Below are 20,374 nucleotides of genomic sequence, written 5' to 3' on the forward strand. Positions count from 1 at the left end.
ACAGAGCCTGAAGATGAACAGCCCATGATGTGCTCCATCCATCACACGCTATTGCGCACATCGCGCACCTTGGCGTTCACAACACGAGATCGAGCAGTGCTGCCCCAAGCGCCTTGCCATGAGCATCAAGCGCCAGGGAGCGCGTTACTCCGCCGCGCAGGATGCCAGGCAGGACGAAGTTGAGCGCCCCGACGCCTGGCAATTCGTATCGCCTGATCGGTGGCCCATGCGGCTCCAATAGCTGTGCGAAGTGTTCGGTCACGCGCTCCACTGTCAGCCGCTCAGCCAAACGCGGGTAATCGTCGATGTGAAAGGCAATGATGGAGATATTGGAAATATCGCCCTTGTCACCGGTACGCGTATGGGCGATTTCGCGCAATTTGGTGGAGCTCATGCCAAATCCTCCATGTGCACCTGCAATGCAATTTCGTCTCTTGGCAGAAATAGCGATGCCACCGCGACTACCTGGCGGACGGATTTGCTCGCGCCGCCGCCCCCGTATGGACCATTGGTATAGAGGGTTTCGACCTCATTGCCGACGCGCACCGCATCGTTTCTGTCGACGCACCGAGCCGCGACTCTGAGGCGTACCTCCCAGGGCTCTCCTTCGACACGCTTCCCCAGTTCACTTCCATGCAGGGCGTTCATGCCGATCAGTTCAGTTCGGATCTCATCACACTTCACGCCCGTCAGTTTCAGTCGCTTGAGCACAATCTCCTGCGCCAACTGTCCGCGAGCCACTGCGCCGGGGCCGCCATAGGACATTTGTCCTTCGCCTATCCAGCCATCGAGAAATCCTACCGACACCTTCAACGTTTCGGGACGTGCGTGTCCGTCTGCACCCTGAATCCGTACCTGGTCCTTCGCTATTGATTCGAAGGTAGCGTGGCTGAAATCTGCGCTGACATCAGGAGTGAGGTAGGCGGCAGGATCATGCACTTCGTACAACATTTGCTCGGTGCAGGTGGCGGTATCAATGCGCCCACCGGAGCCCGCTACTTTGCTGATGATGGCGTTGCCTGCCTCGTCTATCTCAGCCAGCGGAAAGCCGAGTCGATCAAGATCGGGGACGTCTTTAACACCTGGATCTGCGAAATATCCACCGCTGACTTGGCCTGCACATTCGAGCAAATGCCCAACCAGTGTTCCTCTACCCAGCACTGCCCAGTCATCTTCGGCCCAGCCGAACTCGAATATTTGCGGTGCTAGAAAAAGCGACGGATCAGCGACTCTTCCGGTAACGATCACGTCAGCATCGGCGTGCAGAGCTTGTACGATCCCTTCAGCGCCCAGGTAGGCATTGGCCGAAATCAGTCTGTCGCCGAGGGATCTCAGGGATTTTCCGTTGTCGAGGGTTTGATCGGGTCCCTTCATCAGTGATGCCAGCACGTCATCCCCGGTCAGCGCTGCGACTTTCAAACCAGTCAGACCAAGCCCTGCCGCTATCCTGCGTATTTCGCCAGCGGCGGCAAGCGGATTTGCTGCCCCCATATTGGTGATTATTCGCAGGCGGCGGCGCGTGCCGTCAGCGCCTTTGCCTGCAAAAGGCAGGACTCGGCGCATGCGTTCACTCAACAACGGATCGTACCCCGCGTCGGGATCCATTAGCCTCGATTGCTGAGCCAGTGCAATGGTACGTTCCGCCAGGCATTCGAATACCAGGTAATCCAGATATCCATACTCAGCCAACTCTATCGCGGGCTCGATGCGGTCGCCGGAATAGCCGGCCCCTGAACCAATCCGTATCGTTTTCATTCAGAAAACTCCAATGACCATAGCGGTCAGGGTCATGATGACCGAGGCCGCAAACAGGAAAGGGATAGTGAAGCGCTGGTGGTCGGCCAGTTCGATCTTGCACAGGCCGACCAGCAGAAAGGTCGCGGGCGTCAACGGGCTGACCGGGAAGCCGGTGGTGTGCACACCCAGCAGCGACGCCTGCGCGACCTGTATCGGATCAACACCTAGCGCTCTGCCTACTTCGGCGACCACGGGCATGATGCCGAAGTAAAAAGAATCCGGATCGAAAAGCAGGCTCAACGGCATTGAGAGGAAACCCACTACTACCGGGATCAGCTTCCCATGCCCGGCTGGAATCTGGCCCACGGCAACTTCTGCCATGGCCTTCAGCATCCCGGTGCCTTGCATGATTCCTGTGAACACTCCGGCAGCCAGCAAAATGCTGGCCATGGTGAGGGCTGTTTTGGCGTGCGCGTCGATTCGTGCCCGTTGTGCGTCCACGTTGGGGTAGTTGAGGCACAAGGCACACACAGTACCGAGCATGAACATCACTACTGGATCTACCACCCCCGCGATCATCACGCCCATCACCACCAGCGTCAGCAGCAGGTTGATCCAGAACAACCTCGGCTTGCGCAGTTCAAGCTCGGCCTCACTGAGCGAGCGCTGATGGGGCTTTACATCGAGATTGTTCGGGCCAAGGCCCAAGCGTCGCTCCTCGCGCCGCCCCAGAAAATAAGCGCAGGCAAAGACAAATATCAGTCCGACTATCTGCACCGGAATAAGCGGTTGAAAAAGATCTGACACGGGCACATGAAGAGCGGCGGAAGAGCGCAGTACCGGGCCGGTCCAAGGGAGAAAGTTGACACCCGCAGCCATCGCCGTGACGCAAGCCAGTATCCGTTTATCCATGCCAAGCCGCGTGTACAACGGCAGCATCGCGGGAATCGTCACAAGAAAGGTCACTGCACCGGAACCGTCCAGATGCACCAGCAACGCCAGCAGAGCGGTGCCCATGACGATACGGGTCGGCCGTGTGCCTACCCTTTTGAGGATGCGATCAATGATGGGATCGAGCATGCCAGCGTCTGTCATGATGCCGAAGAACAGGATGGCAAACACAAACATCCCCACTACAGGGGCGACGTTCTTGATACCTGTGATGATGAATCCGCTGGTTTGCAGACCAAAGCCACCCAGCAGCGCGGCGATGATCGGCAGGGCGATCAACGCAACCAACGGGGAAATGCGTTTGCTCATGATGCTGACGAGCATACAAAGAATGGTGATTACACCGAGCGTAGCGAGCATGAGTGAATCCTCTTTGGCATCCCTGTTCGCGATGGCGACGAGACACTCTGTTGTTGTTTTGCAAGAGTAATAGCAACGAAGCTATGCTCTGTGAATTGAAATATTCAGCGGGTCTCGTTCGGAAAAACAAAATGAAGAACTCCATTCAACACATCCGCGCCTTCTTGTCGGTGGCTCAGACGGGAAGCTTTTCCAAAGCGGCAGCTGCCCTGAACTTGTCGCCTTCGGCACTGACTGTACAAATCCAGCAGCTGGAGGACTGGCTCGGTGTCGCATTGCTGGAGCGCAGCCCGCGTCACGTGTGCTTGACCGGTGCCGGCCAAAATGCACTTTTACCCATGGAGAAGCTGCTGCTGGATCTGGACAATATTGTTAACGCTGCCCGAGACATCGCCGCCTCACGTCGCGGCGTAATCACCATCGCTGCGTTGCCATCGCTGTGTGCTGGAGTGCTGCCCGGCGTGCTGAAGAAATTTCGCGAGCGGTTTCCCGGAGTCGAGGTACGGTTGCGAGATGTCGTCGCGCAGCGGATCGATTCGCTCGTGATGGAGCGCGAGGTGGATTTTGGATTGGGAGTACAGGCACGGCCCACTCATGGACTGAAGTTCCAAGCCATATTGGAGGATCGGCTATGCCTGTTCACGCCTAAAGGTCACCCGCTCGCGATGCGTCAAGCAGTGAAGCTAAGCGAGCTCACCGATTTTCCAATGGTCCTGACAGGCAGGGACAGCAGCGTGCGCGATCTGGTCGAGCGCCTTTTTGCCGACGAGTGTTTGCCTTTGTCAGCAGGCCTGGAAGCCAATTACATGTCGACCGTGCTGGCGTTGGTCAGGCAGGGGCAGGGTATTACTCTCCTTCCCGAGTCGGCTGACGATGGGCGGGGAGACCTGAACAAGATAGCAGTCGATCATCCAGGTGTTTTGCGTCAAATCGGGCTTATAACCCGCGCGGAGCAAACAATGGCTCCGCCCACCCTTGAGTTCATCCACTTGCTGGAGGATCTGCAGACTGCCCACGGATTGTGATTGGTTTGTAGAGTTTTCTTTCGGTTTGAAGTGACTCAGCTTCGTATGACCTTAAAAAGCCCAAAGCCCTAAGTCATGAGGGCTCCAGGGCATTTTTTGCCAGACATGGCATGGAGGTCAATCAAAGCGGCCAGGCTTAAGATGACTCTTTTCGAGGGAATGATCACCTCTGCTCAAGGCCCTGCACGCACACCTTTCTCCTGTGCTTCCTTTACAAGCCGCTCACGATCTTCGGGAAGCAGCATCCGCGCTTCAACCAGCGAGTCTGCAGCTTTACTCACAGCAGATACATAAGCCTCCTTCGTGGGGTAGCGTTCCTCCAGGGAAAGGCGAGGATCTCCGGCCACGATTCGCTCTTTCTTCGTCGCGGCAAACGGGAGGAAGCTGCCTTGGAAGTTACAAAAGCCGCCATCAAAAAACTCGGGCCGAAAGGTGTTCCAACCCGTGTAAGTCCCGATGGGAGCACCCAGATACACATCCCGAACGCCACCAATATCAATTCCGTCTGCATCCACCTGAGGTACCAGGAGGCCGTAGCTACCAGTCCCCGATTTCGGCGGCTCGTTTGTAAGAATGCCAGAGCTGTCTTCGGGACGGAAATCAGGACCAAAATCAAGCACCTGTAGACTATTCACAGCACCGGTGTAGCGGAGCGCGGGGCGCGAAACACCAGCATAATTGGTCGCGGGGATGAGCGGGAAACTCACCCTGTCCGCCGGCACGAGGGTGCCGTCCGCCACAGAAGGCTTTATCGAAGCTGGGGGCGTTGTCTCATCACGAACCCAGTCAACGAGATTGATGAACGCTGCGCGCATTGTCCAGGTGTGTGGATTTGGATTTGATTGAACCTGGCAAAGCCCAAAGGGTGGGTTAGCCGGGAGTGGCAAAGACGGCGGTGCATGCTGCGTACTTGCCATAATAAAAGTGCGGACGTTTTCCGGTTCAGGTGCATCGCGCAAGCCGAGTGGATCGGTAAGGCCAAGCGACTGGCGTCCTTCCCAAAGCTCGAGGGCCGTTGCCATGTGGAATATCAGAGGGCAAGTATTGTTATCGTTGCAGCGATCCAGCAAACCCTGCGAGCGTCCAGTAACAGGATCGGTTTCCCGGCCATAGGTAAACGGAAAATCGTAAGCAGGGTAGTCATGATCGACCTGCTGGCCCCACGCCCGACCAGGTTGAGCAAATCGGATGTTGAGCGGCATCAGGCCGCCACCAATATGTGGCATCGCACCATCGTAGACCCGGTGACCTTCCTCGCTGCGGTTGAAACCAAGCGCGATCATGCTGCGAATGAATCGCCCAGCTTGTGATGAGCCAGTGATAATCGACTTGACCTTAGGCCCATGCACTACGGGGTTGGGCACACCTGTATCGTCATGCTCAGCCTGTTGGAAAAAAGCACCAACATCCCGTGCGATAGCAAAACCAATACCCATTACCATCGGCTCCTTGGCCCGGTAAATCAGCTCGTAAAGCTTGCCGGGCTGAAAACCAGCGGGTAGGCATATCTGGGTTTCGCTCGGCGTATTGCAATCGCCAAAACTCCAGTCATTCACTGGAATTTCCTGCCTGGGCGCATTTGCCCGCGAACGTACCGTCAATGTCGGACGAAAGCCATTCGAGAGCACTTTGGTATTGTCGGTTTCAACCGATTTGTAGCTTGTGTGAGGCGGCGTGGAGGTGAACCAACCTGCAGACAGGTTAAGGCTGACGTTCGGTGAGAGCGTGGTCAACTCACTCCGCACTACACCTGTTACCGGCGACCCATCAGTATTTATTGCCGTCGGCAATTGCACCATCATGCGGTTGTCACCCGGGGCAACATCTCCCTGCCAGGCAAAGGCGATCAGCGTCGTCCCCAGACGCTGCAGAAAACCGTCCCCAGCGACTTCGAAGTTGTTGAACGCTGCTGGACCACCCCGCATATCAGCATTGAACAACAACATCGCGCGCTTAGAGCCTCGATTTGGCACGTCAAACAGAAGAATGTCATTCGATTTAGCCACATCAGCGGGACGCAGGATTGCAACATCAGTTGTGTATTCAACCATCCCACGACCGTTACGGGGTGCAAGTTCGATGTCTTGAATAATCTTGTTTTCAGAAGCGCCTGGGTCTAATTCACCATGAGCGCGCGCAAAGACGCGTTCGTAAGTTCCTGTATTCCCGAAGCTTTCGCCTCCGAAAGCGGGTTCGGTCCGCAGGATCTCCAATTGTGTAATACGGGCTTGGGCGGGTGCTGCAACGATCATCATGGTGCTTACAAGCACTGCAGCATGAAATAGGCGATTCATCTTTACCCCCAAGTTGTCATTTTTTTATGGATGGTTTTTGATGCTCTGATAGCAATGACTTGTACAGATCAAAGGACTTCAAGCATAGCCCGCAGTTAGCTCAGTTATTATGAATTCGTAAGCGTTCCGAGAGCACAGCTTGCCAGTTTCAGCATTCAGGAGGTCATGCCATGTGAGGAATGTACCTATGGCCTATTCCAGGATTACGCGCTGAGCCTGAATGTAGTGGTCAACTGATCCCGGACACGACCACGCCAGGCGTCTTAGAGGCTAAGGATTTAGGTTCTGTACGAAAAGTCAGCGAGCGAAGGTCAGGCAAGGCAAAAACAGGCGAGGAACGGTCGGAGTCGCGGCCGACTTTACTGGAGTAAATGAGCATTCCGAGCCGGTTTTTAACGCAGCATGACCGAGCGCAGGCACTTTACGTACAAAACCTAGCCTGCCAATCTACTCGTTAAACCTTCGGAGACCCGCTATTGAACACCCTCGCACGGACGCTGACCACCCTGCTGCTCACCTGCCTGCCACTGCTTGCCCATGCCAGCAATGCCGAGACCCTGATCGCCCGCCACGACTGGCATCAGGCGGCCCGTGCCGTCCTGCTTGAGGCCGGCCAGGAGAAAAATATCGATTCATCACTGCCGCTGGTCCAGGCCAGGGCCGGTTTTGTCGATGACGCCCTCAAGACCATCGCCGGTCTTTATGCTGGCTCGCAGCCCTATCGGCTGGTGGAAGTGGCAGAGCTGCCACAGGTAAGCGCGGCGCGCCGTGAAGCGTTGCTGGGTCAGGCGCTGGACATTGCCCGGCAACAGGCCGAGCGCGACAGCACCGCCAGCACCGGGGCCTTCATGTGGCTGGCACTGCACTACTGCGGCGCGGGCGACGAAACTCAGGCCCGTGCCTTGCTTGCTTTGGCGCTGGAGTATGCGCACAAGCTCGACAGTTACGACCGGATGATCTACGCGATGCAGCGCAGCCCGCAGCATACCCGCAGTTGGATGATCAGCCCGGTGACCCAGGCCCTTGCGCGCGAGCGGGAAAATGCCGCCTTCAACTGGCTCGGCCTGGCCGAGCTGGCCTTGAAAATGGGCGACAAGACCCAAGCTCTGGGTTTTATCGACCAAGGGATCGAGGCCACCGGTCAACTGCGCGACTCGCGCAAAGGCTACGTCCTCAGCCAGCTCAACCTGCTGGCGCTCAAGGCCGGCAGAGCCTCGCTGCCAGAGCCCTTGACGCCCTATCTGAACATGACCCGCCTGGCTATCACTGGCGTCCCGGACCAAGCCTATGCGCTGCTCGCCGCCGCGCCCCAGGACGGCAATACCCATTACGGCGCCCGCCTGTGGCCAAAGCTCATCAAGGATGCCAGCGAGCGTAATGACCTGCCCACCGCGCGCTATTTAGCTGAACGCCCGATCAAGCAATCTGCGCTGGAACAGGCCAGCGCCTGGCAGCAGGTGGCTCAACTGCAGTGGCAAGCCCACCAAGACTTCAGCGCCAGCTACCGGCAGGCATTCCAGGCCCTGGAACCCGCCGCCGGCACGCCGCGCAGCCTTGAAGACATCAGCACCCTGGTCAAGCTTCTGGACCTGGCCCGGCAAGCGGGCCTGAAACAGCCCGAGCCAGCACTGCTGCCCCAAGCGGTGGCCATGATCGACCATCTGCCGGCCGACCGCCCCTCTGACCGGATCAAGGCACGGTTGCAGTTGCTGCCCTGGCTATGGCGCCAAGGGACAAGGGATCTGGCCACAACCCAGGCGCTGACGGCATACCGTGACCTGAGCGGTTACCGCGACTCTTCGGCCGCCACCCGCGCCGAGTTGCTGACCGAGATGGGGGTGGTGTTCAGTGAGGTAGCGGCGCTCTCGCCCGGCGTCAGGACACCAGCGCCCGCTCCCGCAAGGCCATGATGTCGCGCTCAGGCCCAGGCAAGGCTGCTCCGGGATGGCCAGGGTGACTTCGGAGTTGGCCGGCAGGTCCAGCGACGTCACCAGAAAACGGCCCGTGTCGTAGGGGAAACCCTCGCCGCCCGCCCACATCTGCTTGGCCCCTTGGGCCACCAGCACGATGCTCGGCGGCACCAGGCATATCACCGGCGGTGCGACTTCGTCGGTAACCGTCCGGCCAAGTCATTTACCCAACCCCGCAAAGACAAGACATGGTGTCCACTTAAATTTAGGTGGACACCATCGCCTCAAGCGACGGTGTCAGGAAGGTGTGTTGGCCGGACGGTTACAGAGGTTATGCAGCCCGTTACGTCCCGCCAATACAATGCGGCGTAAATGCCTGGCCATCCTCCAACCTTGGTTTCGGGCAATAGATCGTCGATACCCTATCATCGCCGCATAACGTCTTAGGCAAATATTGCCTTAGCTAAACCTCTGCGAGTGGTACCCACTTCTAGTTTGGTCCTTTAGCAATCCTAACCAGCTGCCCTGCGCCTTCGTCTAGTAGCACTAGGTCAAGGTGATCAAACGACCAGACAAATTTTGACTTGGCTGGAATGTTACCTTCGCTGTAAAGCGTCTTAGCAAATTCAAAGTCCACCAGGCTCTTTTCGTAATGCTTTATCCTCCGGATATAATCGAAAGCCATGTTAACAATCGCCACTGGTGCACAGGATCCAGTCACCCCCATGCCAGCCATGCCACCGATATAGGTCTCACCTGGCAAACGTCCTTGAGAGAGTCTTTTCTCGTGTGCAGCCCATAGGCTGCGTCTCTCCAAGGTCATTTCTCCGTTGTCATCATGTTCAAATGCATCGTGAGTGAAGAGCCCAATGACCTCAAACTCTTCCCTGCTTACCAGCGCAAAGAGAACATCGTCTGTGCGTTTATAGTGCCCTGCTGGTTCTTTTGCCAAGCCCAGATGGAAATGATGAAATCCCATAATATTCAGCAGAAAATCTTTGTCTGCCCACAACCCCTTCGGGTGATTTCGGTCAGCGGGTGTAAACCCTTCAGATTTTGCAGACAGAGACAGATAATGGGTTAGATCGCCTCCTGATCTCACTGCATCGAGAAATGCTTCGATGTTTGGTCTGAGGGCTGCAGCTCTAGAGTCGAAGTTTAGGATGTCAGCTTGTTTGACGCGACGAGGCCTACTCCCAACCAGCCTTACCTTCCAGTTGAGAAAAACAACCAGTAAATCAGTGAGATTCATTGCCTGAAGTGCCAGCAGGGTTGTTTTGTTATTAGGGAATCTGGGAATAGCCTCTATCAAATCTTTCTTCAGTCTTCTGAGGCGCTTTGATTCAGTTTCTCTCTGATCCATCAGTTTTACATCCAGGCTAATTTTAAGAGATTTTTGGGACTCGTTGTTTATGGATGACGATATTCGATTATGCTTAGAAGGGCGATTCCTCTCCAAAGAGAATCTTAATCGCATCGGTGTGGTCCTTGAGAGCTATTTTGATATTGTTTCGAAGCTTCTCACCCACCTCTTTGTGAAGCCGGATTTTACCAATGGCTAGTGCAGTGATGAACTCCATGGAGGCATCACCCCGCTCAAACCCATGGCCCCGAACAACGCGCAGGATGATGTCGGCCATAGATGCGCTGTGAGTTTCATGGGCGCTGTAATCAAGCTCGGTGGGCAGCGCAGCTCTGAGAAACGCTCCTTGGATGATCCCGTCGTCGTAGCGAGAGAAGATCTCGGGAGAGAGCAGTACCTGTTGAAGCTCACCCGACTCCAATCGTTTAGATTGATCAATTTTGGCGCTTTCGCGGGCGTTCTGCAGAATCCACAGAATCGTCAGGAAGATATCAGTGCACGCGGCCACCGTGACATCGCTGTCCCCACTCACAAACGCGAAGCCTTTTGTCAGCTTCATTTGTCCAGGCTGATAGCTGCTCGGCCAGAATGCATCGTTTGAAAGTCCCTCTGTAGTCGATTTATCGAAAGCCTGGATGCGTGCTTTCATGACATCCGATACGTCTGCTTCTTCAAAAGTGAGCAAGCGGCTAAGTAGCTTATGTTCTTGGTGCCAGTGGTTGTTGCAAGCCAAGCTAGAGGCCGGGATCTCGATGAAGGGTTTGAACACGTATTTTCGACTGCCTTTTGGCGGCTGCGTGAGGTTCGAAGCAAGCTCTGCCATCAATTCATACGAACGGCCTAAGAGAGCGCCTACAAGGTAAACCCGTGTGCCGGACTCTTGGGTAGACCTGAGGCGGCGACTGATGCTCAGGAGCAATGTGCCTCGTTCTGCAGCAGCGGCAACGATGATCACCGACCCGTTGAATCTGGTCTTAGGATCGAAGGCTGAAGCGCTTACTACCTCACATTTAAGACCCTTGGCCTCAAGGAAGGCCAAGGCGTCCATGGCCATCTTCTTACTGGCACCATCGTTGTCATGGATGATGAGCGACGTTGAGGCAGGAGACTCCTCCAAGAGCATTTTCTTGAACCACTTTTCGAAATCTCCAGTACGGACAAGTTTGTCCTTGTCTACTTGGACAGTTCTGTAGCGTTCTCTTTCGGGAATTTGGCTGAAGCACGTGAACAAACCTTTGCCCATGAACGAGAAGAACTTGGTTTGAAGCCCTTCTGGCAGATGCCCCATACCAATGTTCAGCACCCGGGTTTCGGTGTGCTGTGCAATAAATCGTTCGCCATGGATGCGAATAAGCTTACGACCGTCGGTTGACTCACTCTCGGTTACAGATTCGAAATCCTCAGGTTTCTCAATAGCATGGAGTACGGTGCACGAATCAGATTGTTTGATGAACGACAGAAAAGTTGCGACTCGGGTGGGTGGAGCGCCGTTGACCTTAACCCACTCCTTGGCGAGTCCACAGTTGGTGGATGCCGAGATCAGGCATAGTGATGCGGCAGCATCGACCAGGCTACCGTCGTTCAAACCATCGTGTGAGTGAAATGACTTGATGCTGAAGATCGTTTGGTTGCCGAATTTCGTTTGGAACAGCTGGATTGAGAGTGCCACTGGCAGGAACGCCATCGTGTCCAGGTAAATTGTCTCAGGCTCACGCATGCCGTCGCCGGAGGCATCTTTGATCACTTTGAGGCAGCAGAACGCCAAGAAGTGTGAGTGCAGCATTTCAGTAAGCAGGTTCTCCGCGCGGATGAAATAGTTGGAAGCGCGTGAGGAGGGTTTAGAGAACAAGAAGCCCGCCGGTGCTTTTGTCAACACAGCTGTACATTTGACGAGCTTCCGCATTCCAGCTTGGACAAAATTCTCGGTGGCTCGGGTGATGAGTTTGCCGATGCCTTTGTCGGCGCCGGCGACTTTTACGTACTTTGAGATTTCTCCGTGCTCGTTGAAAAAGGAGAATCCATAAGATGGTGTCCCGCCGTTGGAGCGTCGCTCCAGAGCAATCGCTACAGCAGACGACTTGTCAGCACACTGTTCCTTGATCCATGCTCGATGACAATCGGGCACTAAGAAAGTTACATGATCCGGTAGGATGTAGTCGTTTAGCCTATTTTGCAGGGCTTCGGTGATATGAGCATCTGTGATTCGTTCTGGCCCGATGAAAAAAACCACCACGTGCGCTGGTTCAGCGGCAGGGGAAGGCGTCAGGGTCACTTCAAAATCGAACAAGTCAGGCATCTCAGTTCACCGGAATGCAGATGGTGAATATAGTGCCTTCAGCTGCAACCAGCTCACGGTCACCGCTCCAATTTTTGGGGTTAAACTCTACAACTTGGTCTTGGCCTTGAAATGCCTGATACAGGCAAACCCTTCCAGTGCGGAGACGTACGTATGCCTTCAACTTGTTCAGCGCCTGGACTGCATTGTGCAGGCCCATACCAGAGGTCACGGAAGCTTTGGTCGTGACATGTTTTTTGAAGCATTCCAAGGTTGCCTCGAGCTCCACTGCCAAGGGGAGATCGTTGAGAGCCTCGACGGGAACGCCTTGTTTAGCCGAGAGCCAGCGTCGTGCTAGGCCTGGGCCGCTGTCGATGACTGAGATCTCAATGAATTCGAGATAATCCGCGTCCTTAAGCATGTTTCTTATCACGAACAGGGCAAACTGCGGCTCCTTGTCCGAAACCAAATGGATGTCTTCCTTCTTGATCCTCCCGGATTTTACTGAAGTGCCTCTGAGACCCTTCTTGTACTTCACTCCATGCACATCCGTGACTGAGTGCTGATCTGCGTTGGCGATCAGTTCGGCAAGCACACTGCCCAGAGCAGGTAGACCGCCCTTATAAAGTGATCTCTTGTCCTGCTTGCTATGCATCAGCGCGGATGACATTTCCAAGAGGCTTGCGAATGAGGAGTGGGAGTGAATCTGAGGGTTCGTCGCTCCGTAGTAGAAGGGCTTGATGAACTCCATCTTCGCGAAATTAATGCTGAAGAGGTTAATGGCGGTAGGGCGCGCTCCTCGTTCGCTAGAGGTGTTACGAAGGTCGCCGTCGTACATTGCTTCGATCAAGGGCCTGATCACAGTAAGCGCTGCGCGCTTTTCTATCGTTTCATGCGCCTCGGTCTCGATGCGAGAAGACATAATTAAAGCCGCGAGACCAGCGGCAGTCTGGCCGAGTTGCATAATCCGATCAGGAGCGCTATCAGCACCCGCATACAGGTGTAAGACGCTTTGCTCATGCGCGCGGGCCCAACTGATCACCAACTGGGCAAGCGCCGCATCAACCCCAAATAAGCCGCCGTGACTCATGGTTTTTGGGAGACGCAGGGACGAATCCTCTTGGCAAAGCGGATATAGGTCTTCGATTTCGTATGTATTCAGATTCTTTGCGATTTTCATCAGCGCCTCAAACAGTCCGTCGTACGAGTGCTGAACCAGATTTCTGGATACACCCAGTCAAATCATATCGCCAGCCTCATTGGAGCGATAGGCGATTTAGGCTTCAGCCGGCCTTAATACTTGGGATTAGATCACGCCTGCCCCAGCGTAATCAGAATCTCCAGGACGCTGCTAGGAATGCCTGGATCCAGAAGGATGCGGCTCGCTCCCTTCAGGGCCGCTTTACACCTTCTCAATTCAAAATTTGCGCACCCGTGTAAACGAGCATGCTCTAACCAATGGTCTTCCGGCTTCAACCCTCGAAGCGTGGCGGCACTAGTTTTTCTCCATCCCGCCACTCCTCGGCCAAGCTCACACCTTCAATGCCCTCCCAAACTTCGCTGCCTGCGTGGTCGAGGACAATGATTTGTAGGCGGCCTTTAGCTTTCTTGACTCCTCTGGCAAGTACACTAAACACCTTACGAACTGCATCGCGATCTTCATCGTCAAGGATAGGTTCAATGTCACCGCCGTCGTCGACGGCTTGTTCTCTGCGTACCGCACTTTTAACGGGGAAGTAGACCTGGCTAGGCTGGTCGAAGATCAACAGATGGGGAACCGAGTGATCCGGTTTCTTTAAGAAATAGAGTTGGAGTGCGAGCAGCATGGCGATGTGATACGCCAGCCAGTTGGCTCCGCTCCCTACCTCCCAAAGGAAATCGTCGCGCCCGTCATGTCTTACCTTGATTGCCAGGTCAGCGATGGACAGAGTGATCTTCGCGTCGGCCCACTCCGCATCAAGGTGGGGAGTGATCAGCGCGCAGATCTTGCTGATCTCTTCTAGGATTTGCGTAGTTTTCAGTTTTACTGTCCCGTCCGAGACTTGGGGCTCCAACAACGTGATGCGCTCCTCAAGAGCTTTCACTCTCTCTGTGAGCGTCGAGTCTTTGAGTGCCTCCGTGTAGGTCTTGATGGACTGCTGCATGCTGCCCAGAAACTGGTCGATTTCGGTCATGCGCAATGAGTGTTTGGTGATAAGTTCGTCGCGGGTTTCGATGCCTTTAATCTCTGTCCTGATAGCAGTTAGCGTATCGCTGTCCTGACGGATGAGGTTTCGAATCCGAACGATTTCGCTCTCAACAGATGCCGACACTTTTGGTGTCGAACTGGCCACTTTCTCAATCTCCTTTAGGGCATTGCACAGTTCAGTGAGCTGGCTTGATGGAGTAAGAGTGGGAAACACCAGGGGATTCGTGTCCGAGCTATTATCAGCGAGTTCTTTGAGCCATGTAGACAGAGAGAGGCGCTGCCCGATTTTTTCAAGCGAAGAGGAATAATGTTTCGCCTCAGCTTTAATTTCCTTGAGATCTTCCAGCTTTTGCTTGGCGATGAAGATATTGTCACCAATTAGCGTCTCGCGCTCCCGCAGCACTGTGAGAACTTCTGATGATGACTCGGCAGCAGCGGGGGTAATGACAGCATCACGGGACGATTTTTGGGCGATTCCCTTCAACTGCATAAGAAGATCTGACCAGTCACGCTGGGGCTGGACGGTTGCGTCCACTAATCCGTATTCCCGGGAGCGGTAAAACCAGACGTTCGCTTCAGCTTTCCACTGCTTCGACACCGTTTCAATCGCCGTTAGCTCGCCTTGCAGCGTTTTGAGCTGTTTCCTTAGCTCTTTAAGCTCCCAGACAACTACTAATAACTTTGAGTCGATTGCCCCAAGAATGAACGGGAAAATACTTTTCAGCTTTTCACGGTTACCATAGCTATCCGCCTTGTAAAAAAGGACGTCAGGGTTCGCTACGATATTCTGGGGTTGGAAAGTAAATGCCATCAAATCGCGAAAGCTTGGTCGATTTTTGAAGCCGAACTCAGCCGGGTCATCGCCGAAGCCGAGGTTGGGCAAGCCTGACAATCGATTGAAAATTTCCTTCACGTTGTCACGATTGGTGTTTTTGCTGTCAATCGCTTCAGGAATTTCGATTGAATGCCCCTCAATGACGAACATGTCATCTGTGGAGCGTTGGTTACCAGGTTCAATTCTGGCGAGAAGCTTTTGACCCTCGTCAGTGTCAATGAGGATCCCGAACCACTTACAGGTCTTACGGATGGTACCTACCGGGATGGCACAGCGCTCGGAGCCTAGGCAATAATCGATTATAGGGATGACCGCTGACTTGCCTGCTTTTGACGAGCCGCTGATGATGTTGACCTTACCCGGCTCGAACTCAAGTTCTCTATAGGCTCCGCCGTTTTTTGGCCAAAGGATGAGCTTGCGAATTTGTAGTTTCATTACAGCTTAATCCTTAGAATTGCTTGAACTTCCTGTATCGTCAGATTTTTGCACCATTGACCTAGCTTTTCAGAAGATCTAAGCATTTCTTTGATTTTTTCGTTTAGGTCGTTAGGTGCTTTGGATCTTAAGCTCGCTACCTCAGCGGTCGCTGTATTGAGAGAAATAAATCCACATTGGATAGCAATGGAAATCGAGGCTAAAGTCACCTCTTTGAGCTTTAATATTCGTCCTTGAATGCCGTATAGAATTTCCTGCTCCCCCTTAAACTTTCCTGCAAATACGCGCAACCCCGAGGAGGGGAAAGTCGACTTGGCCGCCTCTCGAAGTTCTTGGTGGTATAAAATTGGTAGCACTACGAAGAGCAAAGGCATGCAAGGAAGTGCGCTGTTACCTTTTGGGGCATAACCTTCTGCAAATCGCCAAACTAGCGAAGCACCTAAAGCAGGATTCTGCATCAAGTAAATTTCGTCGAGGTCTTGATTAGGCCGCATCCTTGAGCTCCATCTTGTTTTCCTTTGTCCGATTTTCGTGTTACGAGATACTATTAAGCTTCTTTTCTAGCAGTTCTTTGTATTTGGGGTGCCAGCCAATAAGCTGCTTGTCAGCTAAGTAATGAAAGGTGCCCCTGGGAAAGTAGTCTGGTGCGCTCTTGCCATTTATCGGAGGGTTGAGCGCGTGGCACCTCAAGAATAAGAACTCGCCTTTTTCCACATGGGTAAGCTTTGATGTGGAACCCTTTATATCTAAGTAGTTGCTTCGCCAAAGCTTTTTCAGGTCGTCTACATAATTTTCAAACTGCGATTCGACAATGAATCCGACCTCTGCCCAGCGAGTTTTGCCAGTTTTGGATCGCATGAAATCCGCCATGGCCCTTAGCTTTTCTCTCTGGCCTTGTTCGATCAGTTCAAGCTGATACATCATTACAGGGTGCTTACTGATGTTGGCTTCGACCTCCAAGTGCTCGGGAGTAGGGATAGTATAGGTAAGTAGGTATTCGTAGGAGAATTTCGAGCAATAGGTAGACAGCCAGTCAGCGAATAAATTTTTTTCCAGGGCTGCATGTTTTCGTGCGCCAATCAGTTCATCTGAACGTAATTTTACCCAGCCTATGACAGTGCAGCAGACCTCGTCTAAAGATATATCGGCAACAGTATTTCGCAGTATGTCTTTAATTGGCTTTATTGGGTCACTGTCTCCGCAGTCATAGCTAAATCTGACAATTAATTGATGTAGTTTATGAGGGTCGTAGTTTAAGAATTTTTTTAAATATTTTTCGCAACCGGTTGGTTTTTCTTTCTTGACACGTTTTTTGATTTTCTCGACGGCTTCACGAGCATACTCAATCGAGTGCGCGAATTTTAGAAGATCTGCGATATCACCCTGCTTCTGCTGTACCACGTACAAGTGAAACCGGGTATGAGCTAGGTCAATGTGGCCGGCCTCAATTGTATCGATCCAGTTGGCGAAGGTTTTCCAGAGGTCGATTGACCAATCTGATATGGGGTTAGTTACCAGTCCGCTTTTAGACTGCTCGACTAAGACCTCGCCGTCGGGCTGAACGACATCAGTGTCATCTAAAATCTCAAGGGCGACGTGTGAGCCTGCAGGTGCTAGCAGCAGATGAAGGCATTGTCTAGTCGGTTGGATCGAAAATCCGAAATACTGCCCAGGTACTGAGGATTTGATCAATGGCTGGGTTTGCATGCCTCTTTGCTATTCCTTTGCGAGTCGCGGCTTGTCCAAGGAGCTATGTAGCCCAATGAGAGTGCTGTCAGCGCTAAGGATGATATCAGATTGCTGCCTTGGTGTGGTGAGGGCGTACATGGGGTCCTGCCCTGCTACATCGGCGATTAGCTATCTTCGTCGGTCAGCTTCCAAGCGCGCCCTAACTGGACTTATAAATGAGAGTGATAATTTGGTCCGACCCGCTTTTTTGGTCGGATAAGCAATGTTATTTACAATCCATTGTGTAAAAAATTAGGATTCAGGAGGTTCGTTCTATCACTCGTTCAAGGAATGCGTGTGAGAGTGGCTGGAAACGAGATTGTAGGTGTTAATGTAATATGTGCAGCCTTCGCTGGACGAAAGGATCGTACACGCTTTTGGTTATGAATTATTAACGATTGATATACATGTACCGATAGTTATCTGAATAATTTATGATCTTTGATGCATGCCGGGGCACTCACATTATCTCTGTCTTTGGTGGCCAAGCTGTGGAAAATGGCATACAGCGGTCTTGTGGGTAAGTGGGTTCCTACAGAGCGTTTAAGCTGTATGGGCTTATCCACAGACAGCGAGAGTAATATTGAAAATACCCGCATCCCCTTTGTATAAGCGGAGGTTTCAGGTTCGGCTGGCTTTGAGCCATTCGCTAACACTACGGCGCGTCTCCTGCCTTGCCCAAGCCTTAACTGTCTAAAGTATGTGGCGCCCCTTTTTGTGCGGATAAAGTGCCAACCGACCCCCCCCCCCCCCCCGCAACCCCACCCGCATATCCGCCCCACTAGGCTGCTGATACAAACTCAACCCAAACTCCGGCATCACCGTAATCAGATAATCGAAAATATCCCCCTGTATCCGCTCGTAATCCACCCACACCGTCGTGCGGGTGAAGCAGTAGATTTCCAGCGGAATGCCTTGCGAGGTGGGTTCGAGCTGGCGGACCATGCAGGTCATGTTTGGGTTGATGTCGACGTGGCTCTTCACATACGCCAGGGCGTAGGCGCGAAAGGTGCCGATGTTGGTCATGCGCCGACGGTTGGCGGACATTTGTGCGACGTTGCCTTGCGCTTCGTTCCACGCGCGGAGTTCGGCCTGCTTGCGGCCGATGTAGTCGGTGAGTAAATGGATTTGCATGAGTTGCTGCTCTTCATCGTCGCGCACGAAGCGCACGCCGCTGGCGTCGATGAACAGGCTGCGTTTGATGCGTCGTCCGCCTGATTGCTGCATGCCGCGCCAGTTGCGGAAGGACTCGGACATCAGGCGCCAGGTCGGGATGGAGACGATGGTTTTGTCGAAATTCTGCACCTTGACGGTGTGCAGGGTGATGTCCACCACGTCGCCATCGGCGCCCACCTGCGGCATTTCGATCCAGTCGCCGACGCGCAGCATGTCGTTGCTGGTCAACTGCACGCTGGCGACAAACGACAGCAGGGTGTCCTTGTAGACCAACAGGATGACCGCCGACATGGCACCGAGGCCGGACAGCAGCAACAGCGGCGAGCGGTCGATCAGTGTGGCGACGATGATGATCCCGGCGAACACATACAGGATCATCTTCGACAGTTGCACGTAGCCTTTGATAGAGCGGGTGCGGGCGTGTTCGGTGCGGGCGTAGATGTCCAGCAGGGCGTTGAGCAGCGCGCCGATGGCCAGGGTCATGAACAGGATGGTGAAGGCCATGGCGATATTGCCGATCACGTTCCTGCCCGCAGTACTCAGGCCGGGTACCAGCGTGAGGCCGAACTGGATGACCAGCGAAGGCACCATCTGCGCCAGTCGGTGGAAAACCTTGTTATGGCGGAAATCGTTGACCCAGTGCAGGGAAGGCTGACGGCCCAGCATCCTGACCGCGTGCAGAACCAGAAAGCGCGCCACACGGCCGAGTACCAGCGCGGTGGTCAGCAGCAGGATCAGGGCCAGCCCGGTGCGTACCCACGGATGCTGGTCGAGCATGTCCCAGAGTTCCTGAGCGCGAAGCCAAAGCGATTGAATATCCATGAAACCCGAGGCCCGAGAATGAAGTGGGGGCGTGATTAGAACATTTACCGGGTCGGACGGGGCGGCCAGTGAGCAGGAAGTGTCCGTTTGGCCGCGATTTCAAATTGTATCGATTGCTGAAGTAAACTCATCGCTCATTATCAAAGGAGTTGCGTCTTGCACCTATCCATAGTTCAACGCTGTGCATCACGTTTCGGGTTGCAGGCCTTGTTGGTACTGGTCGGCCTGGCATCGTCGACACTGGTCAGTGCCGCCGGTGCGTCACCGACCTACGGTGAAATGGACGCAGCAGGGTTCGCGAGTACCCCTCGGGAGAACTACGCCCTGCAGGACTTTTCCGATAAATACCGTGCGACGTTGGATATTTCCGCCAAAGACGATGTGTTTCGTCCTGGCGTCATCAACGTGTACGACAAGGCCAGCGGTGCGGCTTTGATCCGCGTTCAGTCCGATGAACTGGTGCTCGGCACTGACCCCAAAACCGGCAAGGTCAAAACCAACGTGCACGAGTTGCCCTATGGCGAACAGAGCGTCCTGATCTATCAGGATTTCAACTTCGATGGCATCAAGGATCTGGCCTTGATGGACGGGCAGAACAGCTGTTATCACGGCCCCTCGTATCAGGTCTTTCTCGGCACGGCCGATGGTTTCCGGCACAGCGATTCGTTTACCGAACTGGCGCAAAACAACTGCGGCATGTTCAGCGTGGATGAGAAGAAACGCGAGATCACCACGATGACCAAGAGCGGCTGTTGCTGGCACCAGGTGTCTACGTACAGCGTCCGTAATGGAGAGCCGGTTCTTGAAACGCAGACGGTCATTGAGCATACCGGCGGCTCGGGATTGCCGACTGAAACAGTCAGTCGCAACCAGAATGGCAAGATGACTCACACCACCAGCATTGTCTGGGAGGAAGACGAGCAGCGGGAGATTCTTCTGTCGTTCAGGCTCGCGCCGTCCGGTAAACGAATTGTTCTGTTCCGTTCAGGGGCTGCAAGCCCGGTCTTCTACGCGGCCGTAGACAGTAAGAAGCAGGTCGGGCTGTTGTTCCCCCAGGCTGAGGGAGAACAACTGAAGTACGACGATGCCAGTCATACATTGAGCTTCGTGCGCGGTGACACTGTTTACCGGATTGTGGCCGACGCCAAGGGTTCGCCCAAAGGTATGCAAGTGGTGGTGCGTGGCAAAACCACCGACCTGAAACTGCTTGCCGAGCCCGCTCAAGGTTCGCTGAACAAGGTTGCTGATGCGTTGAAAACTGCGCAGTAATCAGGC

General features: G+C 54.0%; 14 protein-coding genes and 1 pseudogene. 3 read left to right on the forward strand and 12 right to left on the reverse strand.

Going from position 1 to position 20,374, the window contains the following annotated elements; all coding sequences use genetic code 11:
* Positions 1 to 76: 76 nt before the first annotated feature.
* The 3 genes from N018_RS06305 to N018_RS06315 are packed head-to-tail and all read right to left on the reverse strand — an operon-like array spanning position 77 to position 3,048.
* Complete coding sequence (locus N018_RS06305; RefSeq protein ID WP_025389117.1) at positions 77 to 394, reverse strand: AtuA-related protein; 318 nt, start codon at positions 392 to 394, stop codon at positions 77 to 79.
* Positions 391 to 1,755 carry an acyclic terpene utilization AtuA family protein gene (locus N018_RS06310; RefSeq protein WP_025389118.1) on the reverse strand — a complete coding sequence of 455 codons (1,365 nt, stop codon included), beginning with the start codon at positions 1,753 to 1,755 and terminating at the stop codon, positions 391 to 393. Before N018_RS06310 ends, N018_RS06305 begins: the two co-directional genes overlap by 4 nt.
* Positions 1,756 to 3,048, reverse strand: a complete 1,293-nt coding sequence (locus N018_RS06315) for a CitMHS family transporter (protein WP_025389119.1) — start codon at positions 3,046 to 3,048, stop codon at positions 1,756 to 1,758.
* Between the two features lie 131 nt (positions 3,049 to 3,179).
* Between N018_RS06315 and N018_RS06320 the strand changes: the two genes are divergently transcribed.
* On the forward strand, positions 3,180 to 4,073 hold the full coding sequence (locus tag N018_RS06320; protein ID WP_025389120.1) for a LysR family transcriptional regulator: 894 nt from the start codon (positions 3,180 to 3,182) through the stop codon (positions 4,071 to 4,073).
* 173 nt (positions 4,074 to 4,246) lie between these two features.
* Here the strand turns inward: N018_RS06320 and N018_RS06325 are convergent, their stop codons facing one another.
* Positions 4,247 to 6,367, reverse strand: a complete 2,121-nt coding sequence (locus N018_RS06325; protein WP_025389121.1) for an alpha/beta hydrolase domain-containing protein — start codon at positions 6,365 to 6,367, stop codon at positions 4,247 to 4,249.
* 476 nt (positions 6,368 to 6,843) lie between these two features.
* Here N018_RS06325 and N018_RS27950 point away from each other — a divergent pair, with 476 nt between their 5' ends.
* The gene (locus N018_RS27950) at positions 6,844 to 8,277 is read left to right on the forward strand and encodes a hypothetical protein (protein WP_025389122.1); all 1,434 of its coding nucleotides are present in this window, start codon (positions 6,844 to 6,846) and stop codon (positions 8,275 to 8,277) included.
* Between the two features lie 6 nt (positions 8,278 to 8,283).
* Here N018_RS27950 and N018_RS27955 read toward each other — a convergent pair.
* From N018_RS27955 to N018_RS06365, 8 genes and pseudogenes are all read right to left on the reverse strand, one after another.
* A pseudogene (locus N018_RS27955) lies at positions 8,284 to 8,469 on the reverse strand (AraC family transcriptional regulator); the annotation flags it as partial.
* A 298-nt stretch (positions 8,470 to 8,767) separates the two neighbouring features.
* On the reverse strand, positions 8,768 to 9,640 hold the full coding sequence (locus tag N018_RS06335; RefSeq protein WP_025389123.1) for a hypothetical protein: 873 nt from the start codon (positions 9,638 to 9,640) through the stop codon (positions 8,768 to 8,770).
* A gap of 73 nt (positions 9,641 to 9,713) precedes the next feature.
* The gene (locus N018_RS06340; RefSeq protein ID WP_025389124.1) at positions 9,714 to 11,936 is read right to left on the reverse strand and encodes a hypothetical protein; all 2,223 of its coding nucleotides are present in this window, start codon (positions 11,934 to 11,936) and stop codon (positions 9,714 to 9,716) included.
* Between the two features lies 1 nt (position 11,937).
* On the reverse strand, positions 11,938 to 13,095 hold the full coding sequence (locus tag N018_RS06345; protein WP_025389125.1) for an ATP-binding protein: 1,158 nt from the start codon (positions 13,093 to 13,095) through the stop codon (positions 11,938 to 11,940).
* A 292-nt stretch (positions 13,096 to 13,387) separates the two neighbouring features.
* Complete coding sequence (locus tag N018_RS06350) at positions 13,388 to 15,373, reverse strand: DUF3732 domain-containing protein (RefSeq protein ID WP_025389126.1); 1,986 nt, start codon at positions 15,371 to 15,373, stop codon at positions 13,388 to 13,390.
* A complete protein-coding gene (locus N018_RS06355; RefSeq protein WP_025389127.1) occupies positions 15,373 to 15,867 on the reverse strand; it encodes a three component ABC system middle component in 495 nt (164 codons plus the stop codon). The genes N018_RS06350 and N018_RS06355 overlap by 1 nt, the downstream gene beginning before the upstream one ends.
* Positions 15,868 to 15,907: 40 nt before the next feature.
* Positions 15,908 to 17,080 carry an ABC-three component system protein gene (locus N018_RS06360; protein WP_025389128.1) on the reverse strand — a complete coding sequence of 391 codons (1,173 nt, stop codon included), beginning with the start codon at positions 17,078 to 17,080 and terminating at the stop codon, positions 15,908 to 15,910.
* A 714-nt stretch (positions 17,081 to 17,794) separates the two neighbouring features.
* On the reverse strand, positions 17,795 to 19,099 hold the full coding sequence (locus N018_RS06365) for a mechanosensitive ion channel family protein (protein WP_080274795.1): 1,305 nt from the start codon (positions 19,097 to 19,099) through the stop codon (positions 17,795 to 17,797).
* A gap of 156 nt (positions 19,100 to 19,255) precedes the next feature.
* Between N018_RS06365 and N018_RS06370 the strand changes: the two genes are divergently transcribed.
* A complete protein-coding gene (locus tag N018_RS06370; RefSeq protein WP_025389130.1) occupies positions 19,256 to 20,368 on the forward strand; it encodes an XAC2610-related protein in 1,113 nt (370 codons plus the stop codon).
* Positions 20,369 to 20,374 lie beyond the last annotated feature (6 nt).

This window comes from Pseudomonas syringae CC1557, assembly GCF_000452705.1.
GTDB classification, from domain to species: Bacteria; Pseudomonadota; Gammaproteobacteria; order Pseudomonadales; family Pseudomonadaceae; genus Aquipseudomonas; species Aquipseudomonas syringae_F.

Coding starts and splice junctions, on each gene's coding strand:
- N018_RS06350 (WP_025389126.1), bottom strand. CDS start 15,373: ATGAAACTACAAATTCGCAAGCTCATCCTTTGGCCAAAAAACGGCGGA.
- N018_RS06365 (WP_080274795.1), bottom strand. CDS start 19,099: ATGGATATTCAATCGCTTTGGCTTCGCGCTCAGGAACTCTGGGACATG.
- N018_RS06335 (WP_025389123.1), bottom strand. CDS start 9,640: ATGGATCAGAGAGAAACTGAATCAAAGCGCCTCAGAAGACTGAAGAAA.
- N018_RS06315 (WP_025389119.1), bottom strand. CDS start 3,048: ATGCTCGCTACGCTCGGTGTAATCACCATTCTTTGTATGCTCGTCAGC.
- N018_RS06355 (WP_025389127.1), bottom strand. CDS start 15,867: ATGCGGCCTAATCAAGACCTCGACGAAATTTACTTGATGCAGAATCCT.
- N018_RS06320 (WP_025389120.1), top strand. CDS start 3,180: ATGAAGAACTCCATTCAACACATCCGCGCCTTCTTGTCGGTGGCTCAG.
- N018_RS06305 (WP_025389117.1), bottom strand. CDS start 394: ATGAGCTCCACCAAATTGCGCGAAATCGCCCATACGCGTACCGGTGAC.
- N018_RS06360 (WP_025389128.1), bottom strand. CDS start 17,080: ATGCAAACCCAGCCATTGATCAAATCCTCAGTACCTGGGCAGTATTTC.
- N018_RS06345 (WP_025389125.1), bottom strand. CDS start 13,095: ATGAAAATCGCAAAGAATCTGAATACATACGAAATCGAAGACCTATAT.
- N018_RS06325 (WP_025389121.1), bottom strand. CDS start 6,367: ATGAATCGCCTATTTCATGCTGCAGTGCTTGTAAGCACCATGATGATC.
- N018_RS06340 (WP_025389124.1), bottom strand. CDS start 11,936: ATGCCTGACTTGTTCGATTTTGAAGTGACCCTGACGCCTTCCCCTGCC.
- N018_RS06310 (WP_025389118.1), bottom strand. CDS start 1,755: ATGAAAACGATACGGATTGGTTCAGGGGCCGGCTATTCCGGCGACCGC.